Genomic DNA, 17,419 nt, shown 5'->3' on the forward strand with positions numbered 1-17,419 from the left:
AAATCAATCATAAAAAATCAAAAACATTCATTTTTTTAATTACAAAATAAAGTTTTTTGAACAAACAATTAGATTTGCATTTGGTTTAATAATAGTTAATATAAAAGGAAATATGCTGGTAATTCAAGAATTTGTCTACTTTTCTCATTATATGTAAAGGTTTTCTTGCAACTAATTAACTATGACTGTTTTTGACTATTTCTTGACCGGTTGAATTTTTCTGACTGAATCGAGTATAGCTTGTCCTGACTTCATAAAAGCCTACACACTAAAAAAGTTGTCCACCTTTTTGGACAACTCGAAGTGACCCATCATTTAAATAAAAACAGAAGCATATATAATATGGAAGCAAGGGCAGAAGAAATAGCTAAACTTGAGATAAAACGAACGAGTCTTTTCTTAATGAACTGCGTTAATTCGATTTCTCTTACTTGAGTTTTTTCATTTTGCATACAATAATCCCTTCTTTAATTAAGATTTCCTAGTAGCTAGAAGTTACTACTCGCAGAATATGCTTTTATGTATTGTATGCATGCGTTAAAAAAAAGATACAAAACGAACAAAAAAGCTACTCTTAGCTAGAGTAGCTTTCGTCTTTCCATACATTTGCTTCAATTACTGCATCCGCTCGAATCGAATATGTATAACAAGGGCCTGTGACCATCAGCGTATTCGACTGCAGCGAGACTTTATCAATCGTCACTCGTTCATACCTTTGAATATGTCCTGCTTCATAGACGTGAAGCGTTACTGGATGATGCTCCGAGTAACTGTTCATAATGACATTTTCAATATGCTCAATCTTTTCTTTTTTCAACCCTAAGGACTGCTTATGTGCCTCGGGACTGTACATTTTCTTCATTTTCTCTAAATGCTCGGGCATTACTAGCTTCGCATACTGTTTTAATTCATCTTGATACACGTTCATTCTCCCCCTTGACTCTTGCTTCTATTTTACCGAACGAACATTCTCATTGCAAAACTTTTTAATCAAAATAAAAGCAAACAATTCATTTTTTCATACTCCATAAAAACTGTCAAAAGATTTTATGTTAATAGCAGAAACTGGTTTTTTAAAAAATAATGATATCCCATCTTTAATTCGGTCTCTAGAGTTGGTATAATACACTGTCATGACTGTGTTTTCGGAGTTTTTGATGATTGGAGGTAACGTTCATGATTAATAAAATAAAAGAAATTATCCTCATTATTCTAGGAAGCCTTATTTTTGCACTTACCATTAATTACTTTGCTATTCCAAATGAATTAGCAGAAGGCGGCGTAACCGGTGTAACAATGATTACCTATTATGTATTAGGCTGGTCTCCGGGTATCACAAACTTTATATTAAACGGTTTGCTGGTACTGATCGGATACAAATTGCTTCATAAACGTGTGATTGTTTACACAATTATATGTATTATTTTCACGTCTCTATTCCTACATATAACTGAAGGACTGGGAAATCCTCTTGACGATACGCTACTGGGGGCTATTTTTGCTGGTATTTTTGCTGGTGTAGGACTCGGACTTGTGTTTAGAGGCGGCGGAACTTCCGGAGGCTCTGCAGTTATTGCCCGCTTAGCTAATCAATATTTAGACTGGAATATTAGCAAAACGATGCTGGCAATTGATTTATTAGTTGTAGCAAGCGCTTATTTTGTCATTGGTGGAGAAAAGACGATGTATACGGTTATTTCTCTTTACATCGGAACGAAGGTGCTGGATTATATCATTGAAGGTCTCAACCCTCGCAAAGCAATCACTATTATTTCACACCGTTCAGCTGAAGTAGCCGAACAAGTCAATAAAAAGATGCAGCGCGGCGTTACTGTCTTTTCTGCTCATGGAAGCTATACAAAAGAAGCAAAAGACGTATTGTACGTAGTTGTGAACAAACAAGAACTGCTAGAATTAAAGCGTATTATTCATAAAGTCGACGAACAAGCTTTTGTGGTCGTACACGATGTACGCGACGTCTTTGGAGTAGGTTTTACCATTCCAAAAGCCAGTTGAAAACCCGCTATAAAAAAGCGGGTTTTTTCTATTATATATGTTTGCGCTGAAAATACAGCAAACCTGCTGCTCCAAAAAGCAGAAAGCTGCTTATAACAACCACTAAGAAATTCTGTGTAGTCAGCATCAACCCCCATGATGCTTTTCCGGTTACACCTAACATTCCATACATCGGCTGAGTCCATGGGTACCAGGGGCCAAATCGTTCAGAGTTAGCAACGAATAAATTCGGTAGTGTTAAAATGACGTTGACTGTCAAAGATGCTCCAAAGCTAGAACATGCCATCGACACAGCTAGCATAAACGCAAGAATGGGCAACACCGCAACCCATCCGCCTAGCATATTTCCAGCTATCATCTTTAACGGCACAGCGCTCGGATAGTCTTTTAACATGCTAACTCCTAATAAAACAACAAATACAAGCACTTGAAGAATTCCCATGAAAGCTGCTGCTGTAATCAATTTTGCTCCGTATACCGATGTCCTTGTCACAGGAAGAGATAATAATTGCTTCCACCCTCCCGCTTCGTGTTCATACCGACAGATGAAGGATGTTACTAACCCGCCAATTAACGGATAAAACAGCAATCCGTGAACATTGGCAATCAAGGCATCTGCCATTGCCCATTTCATTCTCCCGCTTGGCATTGCCTGATCACCTACAAAAAGGATAATAGCGATTAGAATAGGACTCACAAAAAGGTACGTCCAGGCTTTTGTTTTAAACAATTTAAACCATTCTATCTTACATAATTGCAAAAACATTTAGGCCACATCCTTTTTGATAAAGTGCAAGGCGCCTGCAGCATATAAGAAAATACCGATAATTACACCTGCTATCATGTACATATTTCGATAGTCAGAAAACGCTAGCATTGGCCATTGCCAGAAAAACCAGCTTGGCAATTCTCTCATACCACTCATCGTCACACTCATCACAATACCTAGTGCAAGAGAGCGGCCTTGATTTTTAAAAAGCATAGATAACCATATTTGAATAGCTACAAATGGAATGGCAGAAAAAAAAGGATAAAAGGTATACACAAAGAGATTTTTCCAAGAAGACGGAAAACCAAATCCTAACCACCATCCTAACCCAATTATACCGATTAATAGAACAGCAGAAGCGATAAGTAGCATAAACATAACTACTACAAATTTTGCTGTATAAACACTCAGTCTGCTCACAGGTAAGCTCAGCAGCTGCTTCCATGAGCTTCTATGATATTCAATATGCGCTACATTTGAAGCAAGAATCGTTCCTCCCAGTAAAAAAGCTATTGGAAGCGTGATGTTTAGTTCATGCAAAAGACCTTCCCACACATTCGGATTTTGCTGAATTAAATATTCATATCGAACGCTATAATCAACTAGCGTTAAGCCAATTACACCCGCTGGACCTAAAAATAGTAAAAACCAGAGCCATTTTCTTTTTAACTTTATACACTCAGCCTGCAGTATTTTTGTGAACATATCTATTCTCCTCGCTCGTCAGCTTTAAAAAGATATCTTCTAATGATTTCGATTTTTCTTCAACTCGGTAGATTGAGACATTTTCTTGCACAAGCTGATAAACAAGATGTGCCACTTGCTCATGATCAATATAATCTAAAAGAAGACTATGTTTGTCGATAGTAGGTACAAACCCGTTTGCTAATAGTATTGTTTTAGCCTTTTCTATCTCTCCCGTTGTAAATGCCACTTGATGCTTAGCTTTTTTGCGAAGCGATTCAATCGATCCATTAAATAGCATCTTTCCTTTTGTAATAATACCTACTTGAGTCGCTAAATGGTCAATTTCATAGAGTAAATGACTTGAAATCAATACGGTAACTCCGTTTTCCCCTGGCATTTCTTTAATTAACGAACGAATTTCTTGAATTCCTGCAGGATCCAGTCCGTTGGTTGGTTCGTCTAAGATTAATAAACGAGGATTTCCGAGGAGTGCAGAAGCAATACCAAGCCGCTGTTTCATCCCAAGAGAAAAGCCTTTGACTGGACGATTTGCTTCTTTTGTTAATTTTACAATATTTAGTACTTCATCCACTCTGTTTTTAGATACACCTAGTATTTTACGAAGTACCTCTAGATTTTCTCTTGCAGTTAAATGCGCATAATAGGAAGGGCTCTCTACAAGTGAACCTATCTTTTTTAAGGCTTGAATATGCTGCCTGTGATTTTTTATTCTTTCTCCGAACAGCTCAATTTCCCCGCTCGTTGGCTTCATTAGCCCGAGCAGCATTCGGATCGTTGTCGTCTTCCCTGCTCCATTAGGTCCTAAAAACCCGTAGATTTCTCCTTCTTTAATGGATAAATTCACTTCATTTACAGCTTCTGCTCCTTTAAATACTTTTATCAGCTGAGTCGTTTTAACAATTTCCACTTTTATCACCTCTCCTTTACTATAAACAGCTAAAGTTAAGAGGACGGAAAAGAAAGGTTAAAATTTGTTTAAAAAAGCGAGTGAATTAATCACTCGCTTTGTACACAATTTGAATATCCGTTCCATGTTTTGTAGAATGAATTGACCACGTTAACCCCATTTCTTTAATCATCGCATCCACAATCGCTAGACCTACACCGTTTTGCTTCGTATGGCTATTCTTTTTAAAGCCTGACCCTTTATCAGAAATGGTAAGAGAAGATAAATCATGCTCTTGAACAAGACGAAAGCCAATAAAGTTACCTTCTTTGGCATGACGAATGACATTTTGACATAAATTATCTATTATTCTTTCTAACCACTGAACATCTCCGCGCCAATATATGGACTGAGAAGACAGTTGAATATCCACTTCCATATTCTCTTCTTCAAATAGTGGATACCATTGCGCAATGCTTTTTCTAAGAAATCGAGCCATATCAACTTCCTCTTCCCGATATGGATATTTTCCATTTAACAGCAGCGTATAGGAAAATAAATTATCTATTAAATCACTAACAAATTCTACTTTTGTATCAATTACCTCAAGAGATTGTTGAACGTTCAAGGCCATTTCTTCGTTTTTCAGCTGATAAATATGCGTTCGAACAGTCGTGAGCGGTGTTCGTAAGTCATGCGATAGACTCATAATTAAGTCTTGCCGCAGCTGTTCTTCTTGCTGCTCCCGGTCCCGGCTTTCATGAAGCTGTTTAACCATTTGATTAAACGATTGTTCTAGCTGACCAATTTCATCCGTGGACTCAGATACAACAGGTAAAGGAATTCCTTGCTCGCCTTTGTTGTTCATAGCAGCTTGTAACACTCGCAGTCTTTTTCGAATTCGAAGAAAAAAGAACAGAGAAAATACAATAAAAGAAAGCACAATGATAAAAACAAATCCTAAATAAATATTATAGTAGGCTGGGTCTAGCCTTTGAATAGGGGGCTCAACGGCTTTTTCTGGCACTTCAATGACCATAAAACCTTGCTTTTTATCTGTTCCAATAAAGGTAATAACCGTATACGGATCGTTTCCGTATCGTTTTTTTATAAATTCAGCCGTATAAGACGATGACCATTGCTTCGGAAGGGATTCATGATAAGGAAGCGGAAGCTGTGTTTGTCCAGCTTCGTTTACCCAGAACATTGAAGCTTCAGGGTATTTTTCTTTTAATAATTTCAGCTTTTGATTAATTGTTTTCTCATTTGCTCCTTCTAGCTTTTGGGCTTCTTCATTCCACATTTGTTCGTAGTAGCTTTTTCCTTTATACTCTTCATTTAATAATCCTTGAATATGCATAAAAGGGACGGTGATCAGCCATGAGCCTGCAAAAAATGATACCGGTATAATTAGTACAGCTGCAATCATAATTAAGATATACTTCGTGATAAGAGACTGTGTAACGTTCATTGCTTCACCCTGTACCCAATCCCTCGTATTGTTTCAATAATTTCAGGATTAGCTGCATTTTTCTCTAATTTTTCTCGTAAATAGCGAATATGTACCATTAAGGTTTTATCTCCTTCTATATAACGCTCTTTCCATACCCCTTCATAAATTTGTTCTTTTGTTAAAATTTGATTTAAATGCTGAAGGAAATAAGTAAAAATATGAAATTGCTTACCTGTTAAACTAATTTCTTCACTTGTCTCTCTGTTCATCACGCGATAGTCTATCATCGAAATATGCAAATGTTTTACAATAAGCTCTTCTTTCTTTCTTGAAAATCTTCTTAACAATACTTCAAGCCTTGCAAGCAGCTCTTCTGGATGAAACGGCTTTGTGACATAGTCATCGGCAAACTCTAGTCCCATGATCTTATCTTCTAGAGCTGTACGAGCTGAAAGCATTAAAATTGGGACATCAGGTGCTAGTTTTTTAAGCTTTTTTCCCACTGTAAATCCATCTAACCCAGGAAGCATTACATCTAAAATGACAATATCCGCTTGTTTAATAAACTGACTGGCGATATCTCCTGATTGTAACCAAGTAACTTCATAGTTTTGCTTTTTAAGCTCATTTTGAATCATTAATCCAATTTCTTGATTGTCTTCAATGTATAAAACGTGATTCATATGCACACCCCTTTACTTCTTTTTCCATTTTATCGAATTCTCCTTAGCAGTAAAAGACAAAAAAGCTAAAAGGCATCGCCTTTTAGCTTTTTTCTTTACACGCCCATTTAATTAACAAGCCGCAGTGCGTTAATCCTCCTCCAAACCCATAGAGAATAAGAAGGTCATTATCCCGTACTTTTCCTGTCATTATTCCTTCGTTCAAGGCAAGCGGAATAGAAGCTGAAGATGTATTTCCGCAGTATTGCACACTCGTTAACGTTTTATCCATTGAAACACCTGTTTTAGCACAAATAGCTTCAATCATCCGAAGGTTTGCACTGTGCGGAATAAACCAATTTACATCTGAAAGAGAAATGGAAGTATTCTTTAATAATGCTTCTACTCCTTTTGGAATCGTTCGGACGGCAAAGCGATATACTTCACGCCCGTTTTGAACTAAATTCCCGCTCGAGTTAATTTCTTTTCCTAAAAGAGTGTTAGATAAGTTAGAACGGTATAAATTTACCCCTCCGCTTCCGTCCGTTCCGTAGTGACATCCTAAGAAACTTGGATTATGCTCATCGTACTCTACAAGCATAGCTCCCGCTCCGTCACCAAACAGCACGCATGTGGCACGGTCCGTATAATCTGTAATTTTCGACATGACTTCGGCACCAATAACTAAAATCTTTTTATGAAATCCCGACGTCACTAAGCCGTTCGCCACATGAAGGCCATATGTAAACCCAGCGCATGCGGCACTTAAGTCAAATGCTGCAGCCTGCTCAATATGAAAGTATTCTTGAACCTGACATGCTACGCTAGGAAAAAAGTGATCCGGCGTTGTTGTCGAAACAATAATTGCATCTACATCTTCTATTTCTACAGCATATCGGTTAAGCAAATTTTTAACGGCTTGAATGGCAAGCGTGGACGTGTATTCACCTTCCCCTGCAATTCGCCGTTCTTTCATTCCCGTGCGCTGCACAATCCATTCGTCACTTGTATCAACCATTTCTTTTAAATGGTCGTTCGTTAATTTTTGCTTTGGTGTATACGTCCCCATTCCTGCGATTCTAGCTTTTGATTGTATCATTTCTCCACCTCAAATCAGTTGATACTTAATTATAACACCTACTTTTAATATCTGATACTAATTTATTGTTAGATAAAAAGCGCAAAGGCATACCCTTTACGCTTTTTATTAAATAGAATAATCTTCTGGAATAAATACTTTTAGCTGCTTAGGCTTTACATACACCTGCTCTCCCACTTGAAGGCTGAGGACTTTATAGTGCTCTTTGCTCAATTCAGCTTCTAAAAATTCTTCTGCATCTTCTCTTTTTAATTCAATTTGCACAATAGGACCTATCACATGAATATGGCTAACGGTTGCAGAAACAGCATCTGCGCTTGTTTTTACCTTTTCAAGGTGAATATCATGAGGTCGTACATATCCAACAGCTGCTTCTTCATTTCTTCCGCTGAATTCTGGAACATCCATTTCAAAGCTTCCTTGTTTTAGTCTGCCTTTATGAATGCGACCCTTGAATAAATTGACGTTCCCTAAAAAATCGTACACAAATGGACTATTAGGATGATCATATACTTCCTCAGGACTTCCAATCTGCTCAATTTTACCGTTGTTCATCACAACAATACGATCGGCCACATCTAAAGCTTCTTCTTGATCATGCGTAACGAAAATACTCGTAATATGAAAATCATTATGCAATTTACGCAGCCATCTGCGCAAATCCTTACGAACTTTTGCATCCAGAGCGCCAAAAGGTTCATCTAGTAGCAGTACTTTTGGTTCCACTGCTAACGCTCGAGCAAGTGCTACTCGCTGACGCTGCCCGCCGGATAATTGAGAAGGATAGCGATTTGCAAGCGGCTCTAGCTTCACAAGCTGCAGCAGCTCGGTTACTTTCTTGTTAATGTCTATTTTAGCAGGTCTTGTTTTTTTAGGTCGTACTTTTAAACCATACGCAATGTTATCAAACACAGTCATATGCCTGAACAAAGCATAGTGTTGAAAAACAAACCCTACATTTCGCTCCTTTGGATTTACGTGCGTAATTTCCTTTCCATCAAATAAAATAGCTCCTTGATCAAGGTGTTCAAGACCGGCAATGATGCGAAGCAAAGATGTTTTTCCAGAACCGGACGGACCGAGTAAAGCTACTAATTCACCCGTTTGAATATCAATGTTAATAGAATCCAGCGCTTTAAAATCACCAAAGTTTTTTGATACGTGCTTAATATGGATACTCATCTCATAAGCTCCTTCCTATTTAAATATGTTTGGCTTTCCACTCAATAATATTTTTTACAATCAATGTAAATATAGCTAAAACTGACATTAAAGATGCTACCGCAAACGCTGCTGCAAATTGATATTCATTGTAGAGAATTTCAATATGAAGAGGCATCGTATTAGTCATTCCTCGAATGTGCCCAGACACAACGGAAACAGCTCCAAACTCCCCAATTGCACGCGCATTACATAAAATAATGCCATATAATAAGCCCCATTTAATATTAGGTAATGTCACTAGAAAAAAAGTTTTGAAACCGCTGGCTCCTAACGTTAACGATGCTTCTTCTTCGGCTGACCCTTGAGCTTGCATGAGTGGAATCAATTCTTTAGCAACAAACGGAAGCGTTACAAAAAGGGTAGCTAATATAATACCGGGAATAGCAAAGACAATTTTGATGTCGTGATTAAACAGCCATTCTCCGAATAATCCTTGTGCACCAAATAATAAAATAAAAACCAATCCAGCAATAACAGGCGAAACGGCAAACGGTAAATCGATAAGCGTAATTAAAATATTTTTCCCTTTAAAATCAAACTTCGTAATTAACCATGCAGCTACCACGCCAAAAACGGCATTTAACGGAACGGTAATCAGCACAACAACTAACGTTAGTTTAATAGCAGCTAAAGCATCCGGATTCGTAATCGCAGCTAGATACGTTTCCAACCCTTTTTGAAAAGCTGTCATAAAAATGGTGATGAGCGGGAGCACTAAGAATAGAGCTAAAAAAGCCAGTGCAATAAATGTAAGCAGCCACTGGACGACTTTGGGCTCTTTTAAACTAGAATGATTAAGTTTAACAGTCGTTTTTGCATGCTGCATTGGAACATGTCCTGCCAATGTCATCCCTCCTTAACTATGTACAAATTTGCGATTTGTCCACCATTGAATAATATTAATAAGTAATAACAGAAAAAATGATACAACGAGCATGACTGATGCAATAGCAGTAGCGCCCGCATAATCGTACTGCTCGAGTTTTGTCATAATAATAAGCGGCGTAATTTCAGTTTTCATCGGCATATTTCCAGCAATAAAAACAACTGATCCATACTCTCCAAGCGCTCTTGCGAATGAAAGAGAAAAGCCTGTTAGAATAGCAGGCACCAGCTCTGGAAAAATAACTTTTCTGAACGTTTGCATTCGGCTGGCTCCTAAACTAGCAGATGCTTCTTCGATCTCTGCATTAAAGTTTTGCAATACTGGCTGCACCATTCGGACGACAAACGGCAGACCAATAAACGTCAGAGCGATAATAATTCCGATAGGCGTAAATGCGATTTTAAACGTAAATAATTGACCAATCCATCCTTTCGGGACGTAAAGAGTGGTCAAGGCAATGCCGGCAACAGCCGTTGGTAAAGCAAACGGCAAATCTACAAGCCCGTCAATAAACCTCTTTCCAGGAAAATGATATCTCACTAATACCCATGCAATAATGGTTCCAAAAATAACATTAATAATGCCTGCTGCAAATGCTGCTCCAAAACTTAATTTATATGATGCTACTACTCTAGGGTCTGTAACAGTTTTAATAAAGTCGCTCCATCCCATAGATGCCGTATTAAAAAAAATCATAGCTAACGGAAAAAGCACAAGGATACTTGCATAAAACATCGTAAAACCTAAAGAAAGCCCAAATCCAGGTAAGATGCTTTTCTTTTTCTTCTGTCGTTGTAACACGCTCACGTCTTACACCTCTCTCTGCTTTCAAGATACATGTACACAGAAGATACGAATCACCATTCGTATCTTCCTCGTTCTACTTTTTTAATGAATCATATTACTTTGGCTGATAAATCTGATCGAATGTTCCCCCATCATTAAAATGCGTTTCTTGAGCTTTTTTCCAGCCGCCAAAATCTTTAATAGTGACTAGGTTAAGCGAAGGGAATTGATCTTTGTGTTTCTCTAATACTTTTTTATTTCGAGGACGATAGTAGTTTTCCGCTGCGATTTCCTGACCTTTTTCTGTATATAGGTATTTTAAGTATGCTTTTGCTACCTTTGTCGTGCCTTTCTTTTCAGCTACTTTATCTACTACAGCAACAGGTGGCTCTGCTAAAATACTTAATGACGGTGTTACAATTTCAAATTTATCTTTTCCTAGCTCATTTAACGATAAGTAAGCTTCGTTTTCCCATGCAATTAACACGTCTCCAATGCCTCGTTCTACAAAGGTAGTGGTAGCTCCGCGTGCACCTGAGTCTAACACTTCGACATTTCCATAAAGCTTACTCATGAAGTCTTCAATCTTTTTGTTATCGCCGTTATATTTATCCTTCGCATATGCCCATGCAGCTAAATAATTCCAGCGCGCGCCTCCAGACGTTTTTGGATTTGGCGTAATAACAGATGTACCTTTTTTCGTTAAATCATCCCAATCTTTAATTCCTTTTGGATTTCCTTTACGAACTAAAAAAACAATCGTTGAAGTGTATGGTGTAGAATTATGAGCCAATTCTTTTTCCCAGTCTTTGTTTAATAATTGGCGAGTTTGAGCGATTTCATCAATATCGTAAGCAAGCGCCAGCGTTACTACATCCGCTTCTAAACCGTCAATAACGGCTCGGCCTTGCTTACCAGATCCACCGTGTGATTGCTGTATCGTGACGTCTTGCCCTGTTTTATCTTTCCAATAAGACGCAAAGCTCTTATTGAACTCCTGATAAAGCTCACGTGTAGGATCATAGGAAACGTTTAAAAGTTCTACCGGTTTTTTTGAATCGTTTTTACTCGCAGAACTATCTTTTCCTGCTGTTTCAGTAGATTTTCCATTACCGCAACCTGCTAGCACCACGAGCAGTGCTGTCAGCACCATTAAAAACTGAACTGCTTTTTTCTTCATGTTTTACTCCCCTTTTTATAAAAAAATACAAAAAGGCCGCTATCTCTTTGAAAAGAGAAGCAGCCTTCAGTTAGTCTGATCAGCGTATATGCTCTTAAATTATTCTTATTAAATTTATTAGTAAGAATAAAAAGAAAATAATTTCTGAAAAGACAATTTATTCTTGTTTTTATAATAAACACACTTTACCTATTAGTCAACTAGGTTTTTAATCTTTTTTACACTTATTTTAGTTCTTTTTGCGTATTTTCCTTACTTACTGCGTGCCTGATACTCTTTTTCTAAGTCAGAGAGTGTGAGTTCAAAAAGATGATGATTTTCTTTTTTGTAAATCCCTTTTTTGAGTAACTCTTCAATGAGGTATTGTTTTCTTTGCCGCACCGCTGCTCGTAATAAATTTTCCATCTTTTCTCCTCCTATTATATTAATTTAAGAATAAAAAAAGACTCCTAACACAGGTCAGAAGCCTTCGGTAATCCGATCAGCACAGGAATGAAACTGTCAGATCTTTATCATTTTAAAAAGTACAAAGCTGCTTTAGCAGCTTTACACTTCTCATCGTCATACTCATACAACCTATAACTCAATTTTAATTCGAAAAATTCTAAATCTTTGACCGGAAAGAAAGTCAATTCTTCTTCGAATACGCACGTTTTCTATATTTAATACAGCACTTGCTTGCCCCGCCGTCAAGCGTTCGCTATCTAGGCCGGCCCTTCAGTTTCTCTAAATACGTATTTAAATAGGCTTATTTGTGGCTTGCTACTTTGCTTTTAGCTAAAAAGCGGTTTTTTTCCGTGCTGTCCACTTGAGTAATTTGTCCGTCGTGAAGAGTAATTAGTACAGATCCATAGTTGATTTCAGTTAGTAATTTAACAATATAATCTAATTTTTCTTGTGTAATTGAAGCCATTTTATCATTCTCCTATTCATAGATAAATTTATATTTTAGTTGCAGTTGAATAAACAAAGGGAACAACATCTATAAGTACTTGTATAATGTGCAGAAGATAAATACATGGTAATCCTCCCCATATGTTCAGTTGAAGATTGAGATTTTAATGACCACAACCAATGTACAGAAAAGGCCCACACTAGTAGCGAACAAGTATGAGCCTTCGGTTGACCGATCAGCTTCTTTAGCATCCCAATTTTTTCAAAAGATTTATACTATCTATATTATTTACACTTTACCTATATGTCAAGTAGGGATTAAAAAAATAAATAGATATTATTAAATTTTTTTATATCTTTGACCTAATAAAAAACTCATCTGTATGAATTTACACAGATGAGTCTTTTTTATTCCTATTTTTTTGGATAGGTAATGTTACAGTAAAGGTGCTTCCTTGATCACTTTTGCTTTCTACATGTATGGATCCCTCATGCAGTCGAACAATTTTTTTGGTAATAGCTAAACCAAGCCCGCTTCCTTTTAACGTTCTGGATTTATCTACTTTATAAAAGCTTTCAAAAATATATTTTTGATCTTCTTCGGCAATACCAATTCCATTATCTTTTATTTTCACGTCTATTTCTTCGTTTTTTAGAGAATTTAGAGAAATGGATATTTTCACAAATCCATGTTCAGGCGTATATTTAATAGCATTTGTTACTAAATTTAGCCAAACTTGCTCTAACAAATCTTTATCTGCTTCCATTTGAACATTGGCTAAATCAAGGTCAATTTCTATGTTCTTTTTTGTCCACTGAGGTTCTAAAGCCATGACTACATGCCTGATTTGTTCATCTAACCGGTAGTGCTGCAGCATTAGCGTTTGATGTTCAGAGTCAAGAGAAGCAAGCTTTAGCAAATTGGAACTAAGCTGAGATAGTCTTGTACTTTCTTTTTCGATAATCGTTAAATATTGTATCTTTTTATCTTCACTGACGATATCATCTTTAAGTGCCGCTGAAAAACCGCGAATAGAGGTCAGCGGTGATTGAATTTCATGCGAAACGCTAGCAATAAACTCTTGCCTCATCGTTTCTATTTTGTTTAATTCTTTAGTCATTTGATTAAAGTTTTTAGTTAACAGACCAATTTCATCATTCGCTGCGTGCTCGACTTGCACATTGTATTCGCCTTGTCCGACAACTTTCATCGCTGTACTGAGACGCTTAATCGGTTTAATAATAATCGTTGAAACATATGCAAACAATACAATACCTACTAATAAAATCGTAATAAGCTGAATATTTTGAACATCTTGAATAACTGAAAATTGCCGCTGTGGATGAGACTGAATAAATAGAGCATACGACCGTCCATTTTCTTTAAAAGGAAGACCCACTACGTTTGGCTGTGGACGATCATCTTTTTCCTCGCTTAGATTAGAATAACGCTTCCCGTCTAATACTTGATCTACTTCTTTCGGTGTAATTGGAATAGGCGGTCCCGGCTGTCCTAATACTTTTTCTTCATGCTGATCATCAATAATAATAAACGAAAAATGAATGAATGATGAATTAGATAAAAACCTTGCAGCTTTGTCGGAGTCTTCTGCTCCGTACAAATCGATAAAATCTTCTCCCATCTTCACCATATCCTGACCTAATCGCATTTCGAGCTTCTGCTTGCTAAGAAATGTCGTAACGACAACGGTAATCACAACGCTCAATAAAATTGTAATGATGAACGACAGAACCAGCTTTACATAAATTGATTTCACGTTAACACCCTTCTGCTCTATAGCCTAGTCCGCGAATTGTTTTGATTTCCATACCGACGTTTTTCATATGATTAAGCCTCTCTCGCAGACGTTTTATGTGAACGTCTACCGTGCGCTCATCGCCTTCATAATCATATCCCCAAATTAATTGAATAAGCTGATCACGAGTAAAAATCTTTCCTGGAGAACTAACGAGCGTGAACAGTAATTCAAACTCTTTTAACGGCAGCTGTTCGCTTGTTTCTCCTGCACTCATCTCTAGTTTGGTACGGTCTAGTTTTATATTCCCCATATAGATTACATTGTTGGCTTCTACTCGGTACCTGCGTAAAAGAGCCTTTACACGAGCAACCATTTCCTGAGGATCAAAAGGCTTGACGACATAGTCGTCTGTTCCGATATCAAATCCTTTTAGTTTATCATGCGATTCGCCTCTAGCTGTTACCATCAAAACCGGTATATCAAAATACTCCTTAATTTCCTTTGTTAGTTCCCATCCGTCTTTAAATGGCATCATGATATCAACGACCGCTAGATCAATTCGAAACTCTTCCATTTTCGCCCACGCTTCTTCACCATCTGCTGCTTTTATAATTTTAAATCCTTGATTTTCTAAATATAATGATATCAGCTCTCGAATATGTTGATCATCATCTGCAACTAATATTTGAATCATACATGTCTCTCCCTATTCCTAAGTTTGTCCAGCTTTTACGCACAGTAAGCTCTCTGTTTATACCAAACAGAGAGCCGCATAAGATCATACAATGATTTTATACTTCAAATATGAACTGAATATGAACAAACTGATTAACTCTTATTAGCTGAAGTTGTTTGCTTGTTCTTTTTCTACAATTCCCTCCAAATACGATAAAAACGTTTGACGTAAATCTCTGCGCTTTAACGCAACTTCTACCATAGCTTTCATATAGCCTACCTTATCTCCAATATCAAAGCGCTGCCCTTCCAGTTCAAGAGCAAACAATCGCTCTTTTTCACATACCACACGCAGTGCATCTGTTAATTGTAATTCATTTCCTACCCCTCTTTCAATCGTTTTTAGATAAGAAAAAATAGAAGGATTTAAAATGTAGCGGCCCATAACGGCAATAGTTGACGGAGCTTGTTCTATCGATGGTTTTTCAATCAAGTCATTCACTTCATGAAGGCTGCCAGATTTATTTTTCGGCTGAATGATTCCGTATTTTGATACCTCTTCAACATCCACTTTTTGAACTCCGATAACTGATTGATTATTCGTTTCATACGCTTGGATCATCTGTTTGAGCGCAGGTTCTTCAGAAGTCATAATATCGTCTCCAAGAAGAACAGCAAACGGCTCATCTCCAATAAACTGTTCGGCACAAAGAATAGCATGACCGAGTCCTAACGGCTCTTTTTGACGAATATAGTGAATGCTGGCCATTGATGAGATCGTTTGTACTTCTTTTAACATGTCAAACTTGTGTTTTTCTTCAAGCATTTGCTCTAACTCAATTGATTTATCAAAATGGTCTTCAATTGATTTTTTGTTTCGTCCTGTAATAAAAATAATACTTTCAATGCCTGATTTCACAGCTTCTTCTACAATATATTGTACAGCAGGCTTATCGACAATTGGCAGCATTTCTTTCGGCTGCGCTTTTGTCGCTGGCAAAAATCGAGTTCCTAAACCGCCTACTGGAATAACTGCTTTTTTTATCATCATATATGAATCCCTCTTTCTTTTTTAGTAGTAAATACAAATAATTTAGTACCAATAAAGTTGATACCGACACTTGCGATTGTAATTAAAAGTTTACTGATTAGCAGCGGTATACCCCATTTATTATAGAGAACAGTCAACAGAAATGATGTTAGGGATAAAGTGATCAAATTTACGATCACGAATGAAATCACTTCACGCTTACTGCTTTTTTCTTTTCTCTCAAACGTCCATTTGCGATTCATGACATAACTGTTTAAAATGCCCGCACTGTATGAAATCCACTGCGCTAGTATGTAGTTAACACCGATTGTTGTTAAAAGTGCGTATACTACAAAATCAATCAGTGTATTTACAACTCCTACTAACGCAAATTTAATAAAAGATATCCATTTGTTAGTCACGAAGTGATACTTCCTTGCGTGTTTCAAGCTGATACTTTTCACGGACGATATAGAGTGGACGATTTTTTGTTTCATCGTAGATGCGGCCAATATATTCTCCAATCATCCCAAGAATAATTAAAATGATGCCGCTAAAGAATAGCTGAATGACAATTAATGACGACCACCCAGTGATGGTGCTGTCTGTAAATAACTTCAAATACACCACCACTAAAAGATAAATAAAACCGATACCAGATAGAGTTACACCAGCATAGCTAGCTAGCTTTAATGGTTTATAGGAAAAAGATGTAATGCCATCCATTGAAAGCTTCAGCATCTTTTTCAAAGGGTATTTCGACTCCCCGGCCAAACGCTCGTCTCGCTCATATTCTACTGCTATTTGCTTAAAGCCAACCCAGCTTACTAATCCGCGAACAAAGCGATTTTTTTCTTGAATGCTATTCATTTGGTTGCATACTTTGCGATCTAGCAAACGAAAATCCCCTGTATCGAGCGGAATATCAATATCGGTCATCGCACGTAAGAAACGATAAAACATAGCAGCCGTTTGTTTTTTAAAGTATGTTTCTCCTTTTCGCTTTGTACGCTTAGCGTATACAACGTCAAACCCTTGCTTCCATTTTTCAATCATCTCTAAAATCAATTCGGGCGGATCTTGCAAATCAGCATCAATCACAACGACCGCCTCTCCTCTTGCATAATCCATACCAGCTGTAATAGCAATTTGATGACCAAAGTTACGGGCAAAATCTAATAAAACAACCGCTGGGTCTTGCTCACTGTACTCTTTAATGATTTCTGCTGTTCGATCTCTACTGCCGTCGTTCACGAAAAGAAGCTCGTAAGCTTCTTTCGTTGAACGCATCACTTCTGTGAGACGGCGGTAGGTTTCATGTATCACTTCTTCTTCGTTGTAGACAGGAACAACAATAGAATATTTAACAATTGAACTCATGTTCATGCCCT

General features: G+C 37.3%; 20 protein-coding genes. 1 reads left to right on the forward strand and 19 read right to left on the reverse strand.

Annotated features, from left to right (window positions below):
• Positions 1-311: 311 nt before the first annotated feature.
• The gene (locus MMB69_RS14095; RefSeq protein WP_013056833.1) at positions 312-452 is read right to left on the reverse strand and encodes a hypothetical protein; all 141 of its coding nucleotides are present in this window, start codon (positions 450-452) and stop codon (positions 312-314) included.
• A 122-nt stretch (positions 453-574) separates the two neighbouring features.
• Positions 575-928 carry a YolD-like family protein gene (locus tag MMB69_RS14100; protein WP_195780209.1) on the reverse strand — a complete coding sequence of 118 codons (354 nt, stop codon included), beginning with the start codon at positions 926-928 and terminating at the stop codon, positions 575-577.
• A gap of 248 nt (positions 929-1,176) precedes the next feature.
• Here MMB69_RS14100 and MMB69_RS14105 point away from each other — a divergent pair, with 248 nt between their 5' ends.
• Positions 1,177-2,016: a YitT family protein gene (locus tag MMB69_RS14105; RefSeq protein WP_277447874.1), complete on the forward strand. Its 840-nt coding sequence runs from the start codon at positions 1,177-1,179 to the stop codon at positions 2,014-2,016.
• A 31-nt stretch (positions 2,017-2,047) separates the two neighbouring features.
• Here the strand turns inward: MMB69_RS14105 and MMB69_RS14110 are convergent, their stop codons facing one another.
• The 17 genes from MMB69_RS14110 to MMB69_RS14190 form a co-directional block, all read right to left on the reverse strand.
• The gene (locus MMB69_RS14110) at positions 2,048-2,782 is read right to left on the reverse strand and encodes an ABC transporter permease (protein WP_221782905.1); all 735 of its coding nucleotides are present in this window, start codon (positions 2,780-2,782) and stop codon (positions 2,048-2,050) included.
• Complete coding sequence (locus MMB69_RS14115; RefSeq protein ID WP_025752139.1) at positions 2,783-3,490, reverse strand: ABC transporter permease; 708 nt, start codon at positions 3,488-3,490, stop codon at positions 2,783-2,785. It lies immediately after the preceding gene.
• A complete protein-coding gene (locus MMB69_RS14120) occupies positions 3,465-4,400 on the reverse strand; it encodes an ABC transporter ATP-binding protein (RefSeq protein ID WP_047751073.1) in 936 nt (311 codons plus the stop codon). The genes MMB69_RS14115 and MMB69_RS14120 overlap by 26 nt, the downstream gene beginning before the upstream one ends.
• Before the next feature lie 85 nt (positions 4,401-4,485).
• A complete protein-coding gene (locus tag MMB69_RS14125) occupies positions 4,486-5,850 on the reverse strand; it encodes a HAMP domain-containing sensor histidine kinase (RefSeq protein WP_221782903.1) in 1,365 nt (454 codons plus the stop codon).
• On the reverse strand, positions 5,847-6,515 hold the full coding sequence (locus MMB69_RS14130) for a response regulator transcription factor (RefSeq protein WP_277447875.1): 669 nt from the start codon (positions 6,513-6,515) through the stop codon (positions 5,847-5,849). The genes MMB69_RS14125 and MMB69_RS14130 overlap by 4 nt, the downstream gene beginning before the upstream one ends.
• Positions 6,516-6,597: 82 nt before the next feature.
• Positions 6,598-7,593 (reverse strand): ketoacyl-ACP synthase III, encoded by a 996-nt coding sequence (locus MMB69_RS14135; protein ID WP_277447876.1) that lies wholly within the window; start codon positions 7,591-7,593, stop codon positions 6,598-6,600.
• A 108-nt stretch (positions 7,594-7,701) separates the two neighbouring features.
• On the reverse strand, positions 7,702-8,775 hold the full coding sequence (locus MMB69_RS14140) for a sulfate/molybdate ABC transporter ATP-binding protein (RefSeq protein WP_221782897.1): 1,074 nt from the start codon (positions 8,773-8,775) through the stop codon (positions 7,702-7,704).
• A gap of 19 nt (positions 8,776-8,794) precedes the next feature.
• Positions 8,795-9,661, reverse strand: coding sequence for a sulfate ABC transporter permease subunit CysW (gene cysW, locus MMB69_RS14145; protein WP_269871313.1), 867 nt, complete (start codon positions 9,659-9,661; stop codon positions 8,795-8,797).
• Between the two features lie 12 nt (positions 9,662-9,673).
• Entirely contained in the window at positions 9,674-10,510 is an 837-nt protein-coding gene (cysT, locus tag MMB69_RS14150; protein WP_028413543.1) for a sulfate ABC transporter permease subunit CysT, read from the reverse strand.
• 94 nt (positions 10,511-10,604) lie between these two features.
• Positions 10,605-11,669: a sulfate ABC transporter substrate-binding protein gene (locus MMB69_RS14155; RefSeq protein WP_028413544.1), complete on the reverse strand. Its 1,065-nt coding sequence runs from the start codon at positions 11,667-11,669 to the stop codon at positions 10,605-10,607.
• Positions 11,670-11,921: 252 nt separating this feature from the next.
• On the reverse strand, positions 11,922-12,074 hold the full coding sequence (locus MMB69_RS14160) for a Fur-regulated basic protein FbpA (protein ID WP_013056825.1): 153 nt from the start codon (positions 12,072-12,074) through the stop codon (positions 11,922-11,924).
• Positions 12,075-12,417: 343 nt separating this feature from the next.
• The gene (locus MMB69_RS14165) at positions 12,418-12,582 is read right to left on the reverse strand and encodes a YezD family protein (RefSeq protein WP_013056824.1); all 165 of its coding nucleotides are present in this window, start codon (positions 12,580-12,582) and stop codon (positions 12,418-12,420) included.
• A 370-nt stretch (positions 12,583-12,952) separates the two neighbouring features.
• Entirely contained in the window at positions 12,953-14,341 is a 1,389-nt protein-coding gene (locus tag MMB69_RS14170) for a sensor histidine kinase (RefSeq protein ID WP_277447877.1), read from the reverse strand.
• A 1-nt stretch (position 14,342) separates the two neighbouring features.
• Positions 14,343-15,017, reverse strand: a complete 675-nt coding sequence (locus tag MMB69_RS14175) for a response regulator transcription factor (protein WP_013056822.1) — start codon at positions 15,015-15,017, stop codon at positions 14,343-14,345.
• Between the two features lie 144 nt (positions 15,018-15,161).
• Positions 15,162-16,049 (reverse strand): UTP--glucose-1-phosphate uridylyltransferase GalU, encoded by an 888-nt coding sequence (gene galU, locus MMB69_RS14180; protein WP_221782891.1) that lies wholly within the window; start codon positions 16,047-16,049, stop codon positions 15,162-15,164.
• Positions 16,046-16,450, reverse strand: a complete 405-nt coding sequence (locus tag MMB69_RS14185) for a GtrA family protein (RefSeq protein WP_269871315.1) — start codon at positions 16,448-16,450, stop codon at positions 16,046-16,048. Before MMB69_RS14185 ends, galU begins: the two co-directional genes overlap by 4 nt.
• Positions 16,443-17,408, reverse strand: coding sequence for a glycosyltransferase family 2 protein (locus MMB69_RS14190; protein WP_221782887.1), 966 nt, complete (start codon positions 17,406-17,408; stop codon positions 16,443-16,445). Before MMB69_RS14190 ends, MMB69_RS14185 begins: the two co-directional genes overlap by 8 nt.
• Positions 17,409-17,419: the final 11 nt, after the last annotated feature.

The organism is Priestia sp. P5 (assembly GCF_029522155.1).
GTDB classification, from domain to species: Bacteria; Bacillota; Bacilli; order Bacillales; family Bacillaceae_H; genus Priestia; species Priestia megaterium_E.

Bases quoted from the DNA above. Each gene is read 5' to 3' on its own strand.
- MMB69_RS14175 (WP_013056822.1), bottom strand. From the start codon at position 15,017: ATGATTCAAATATTAGTTGCAGATGATGATCAACATATTCGAGAGCTG.
- MMB69_RS14130 (WP_277447875.1), bottom strand. From the start codon at position 6,515: ATGAATCACGTTTTATACATTGAAGACAATCAAGAAATTGGATTAATG.
- MMB69_RS14110 (WP_221782905.1), bottom strand. From the start codon at position 2,782: ATGTTTTTGCAATTATGTAAGATAGAATGGTTTAAATTGTTTAAAACA.
- MMB69_RS14160 (WP_013056825.1), bottom strand. From the start codon at position 12,074: ATGGAAAATTTATTACGAGCAGCGGTGCGGCAAAGAAAACAATACCTC.
- galU (WP_221782891.1), bottom strand. From the start codon at position 16,049: ATGATGATAAAAAAAGCAGTTATTCCAGTAGGCGGTTTAGGAACTCGA.
- MMB69_RS14155 (WP_028413544.1), bottom strand. From the start codon at position 11,669: ATGAAGAAAAAAGCAGTTCAGTTTTTAATGGTGCTGACAGCACTGCTC.
- MMB69_RS14125 (WP_221782903.1), bottom strand. From the start codon at position 5,850: ATGAACGTTACACAGTCTCTTATCACGAAGTATATCTTAATTATGATT.
- MMB69_RS14100 (WP_195780209.1), bottom strand. From the start codon at position 928: ATGAACGTGTATCAAGATGAATTAAAACAGTATGCGAAGCTAGTAATG.
- MMB69_RS14190 (WP_221782887.1), bottom strand. From the start codon at position 17,408: ATGAGTTCAATTGTTAAATATTCTATTGTTGTTCCTGTCTACAACGAA.
- MMB69_RS14165 (WP_013056824.1), bottom strand. From the start codon at position 12,582: ATGGCTTCAATTACACAAGAAAAATTAGATTATATTGTTAAATTACTA.
- MMB69_RS14115 (WP_025752139.1), bottom strand. From the start codon at position 3,490: ATGTTCACAAAAATACTGCAGGCTGAGTGTATAAAGTTAAAAAGAAAA.
- MMB69_RS14140 (WP_221782897.1), bottom strand. From the start codon at position 8,775: ATGAGTATCCATATTAAGCACGTATCAAAAAACTTTGGTGATTTTAAA.
- MMB69_RS14135 (WP_277447876.1), bottom strand. From the start codon at position 7,593: ATGATACAATCAAAAGCTAGAATCGCAGGAATGGGGACGTATACACCA.
- MMB69_RS14105 (WP_277447874.1), top strand. From the start codon at position 1,177: ATGATTAATAAAATAAAAGAAATTATCCTCATTATTCTAGGAAGCCTT.
- MMB69_RS14095 (WP_013056833.1), bottom strand. From the start codon at position 452: ATGCAAAATGAAAAAACTCAAGTAAGAGAAATCGAATTAACGCAGTTC.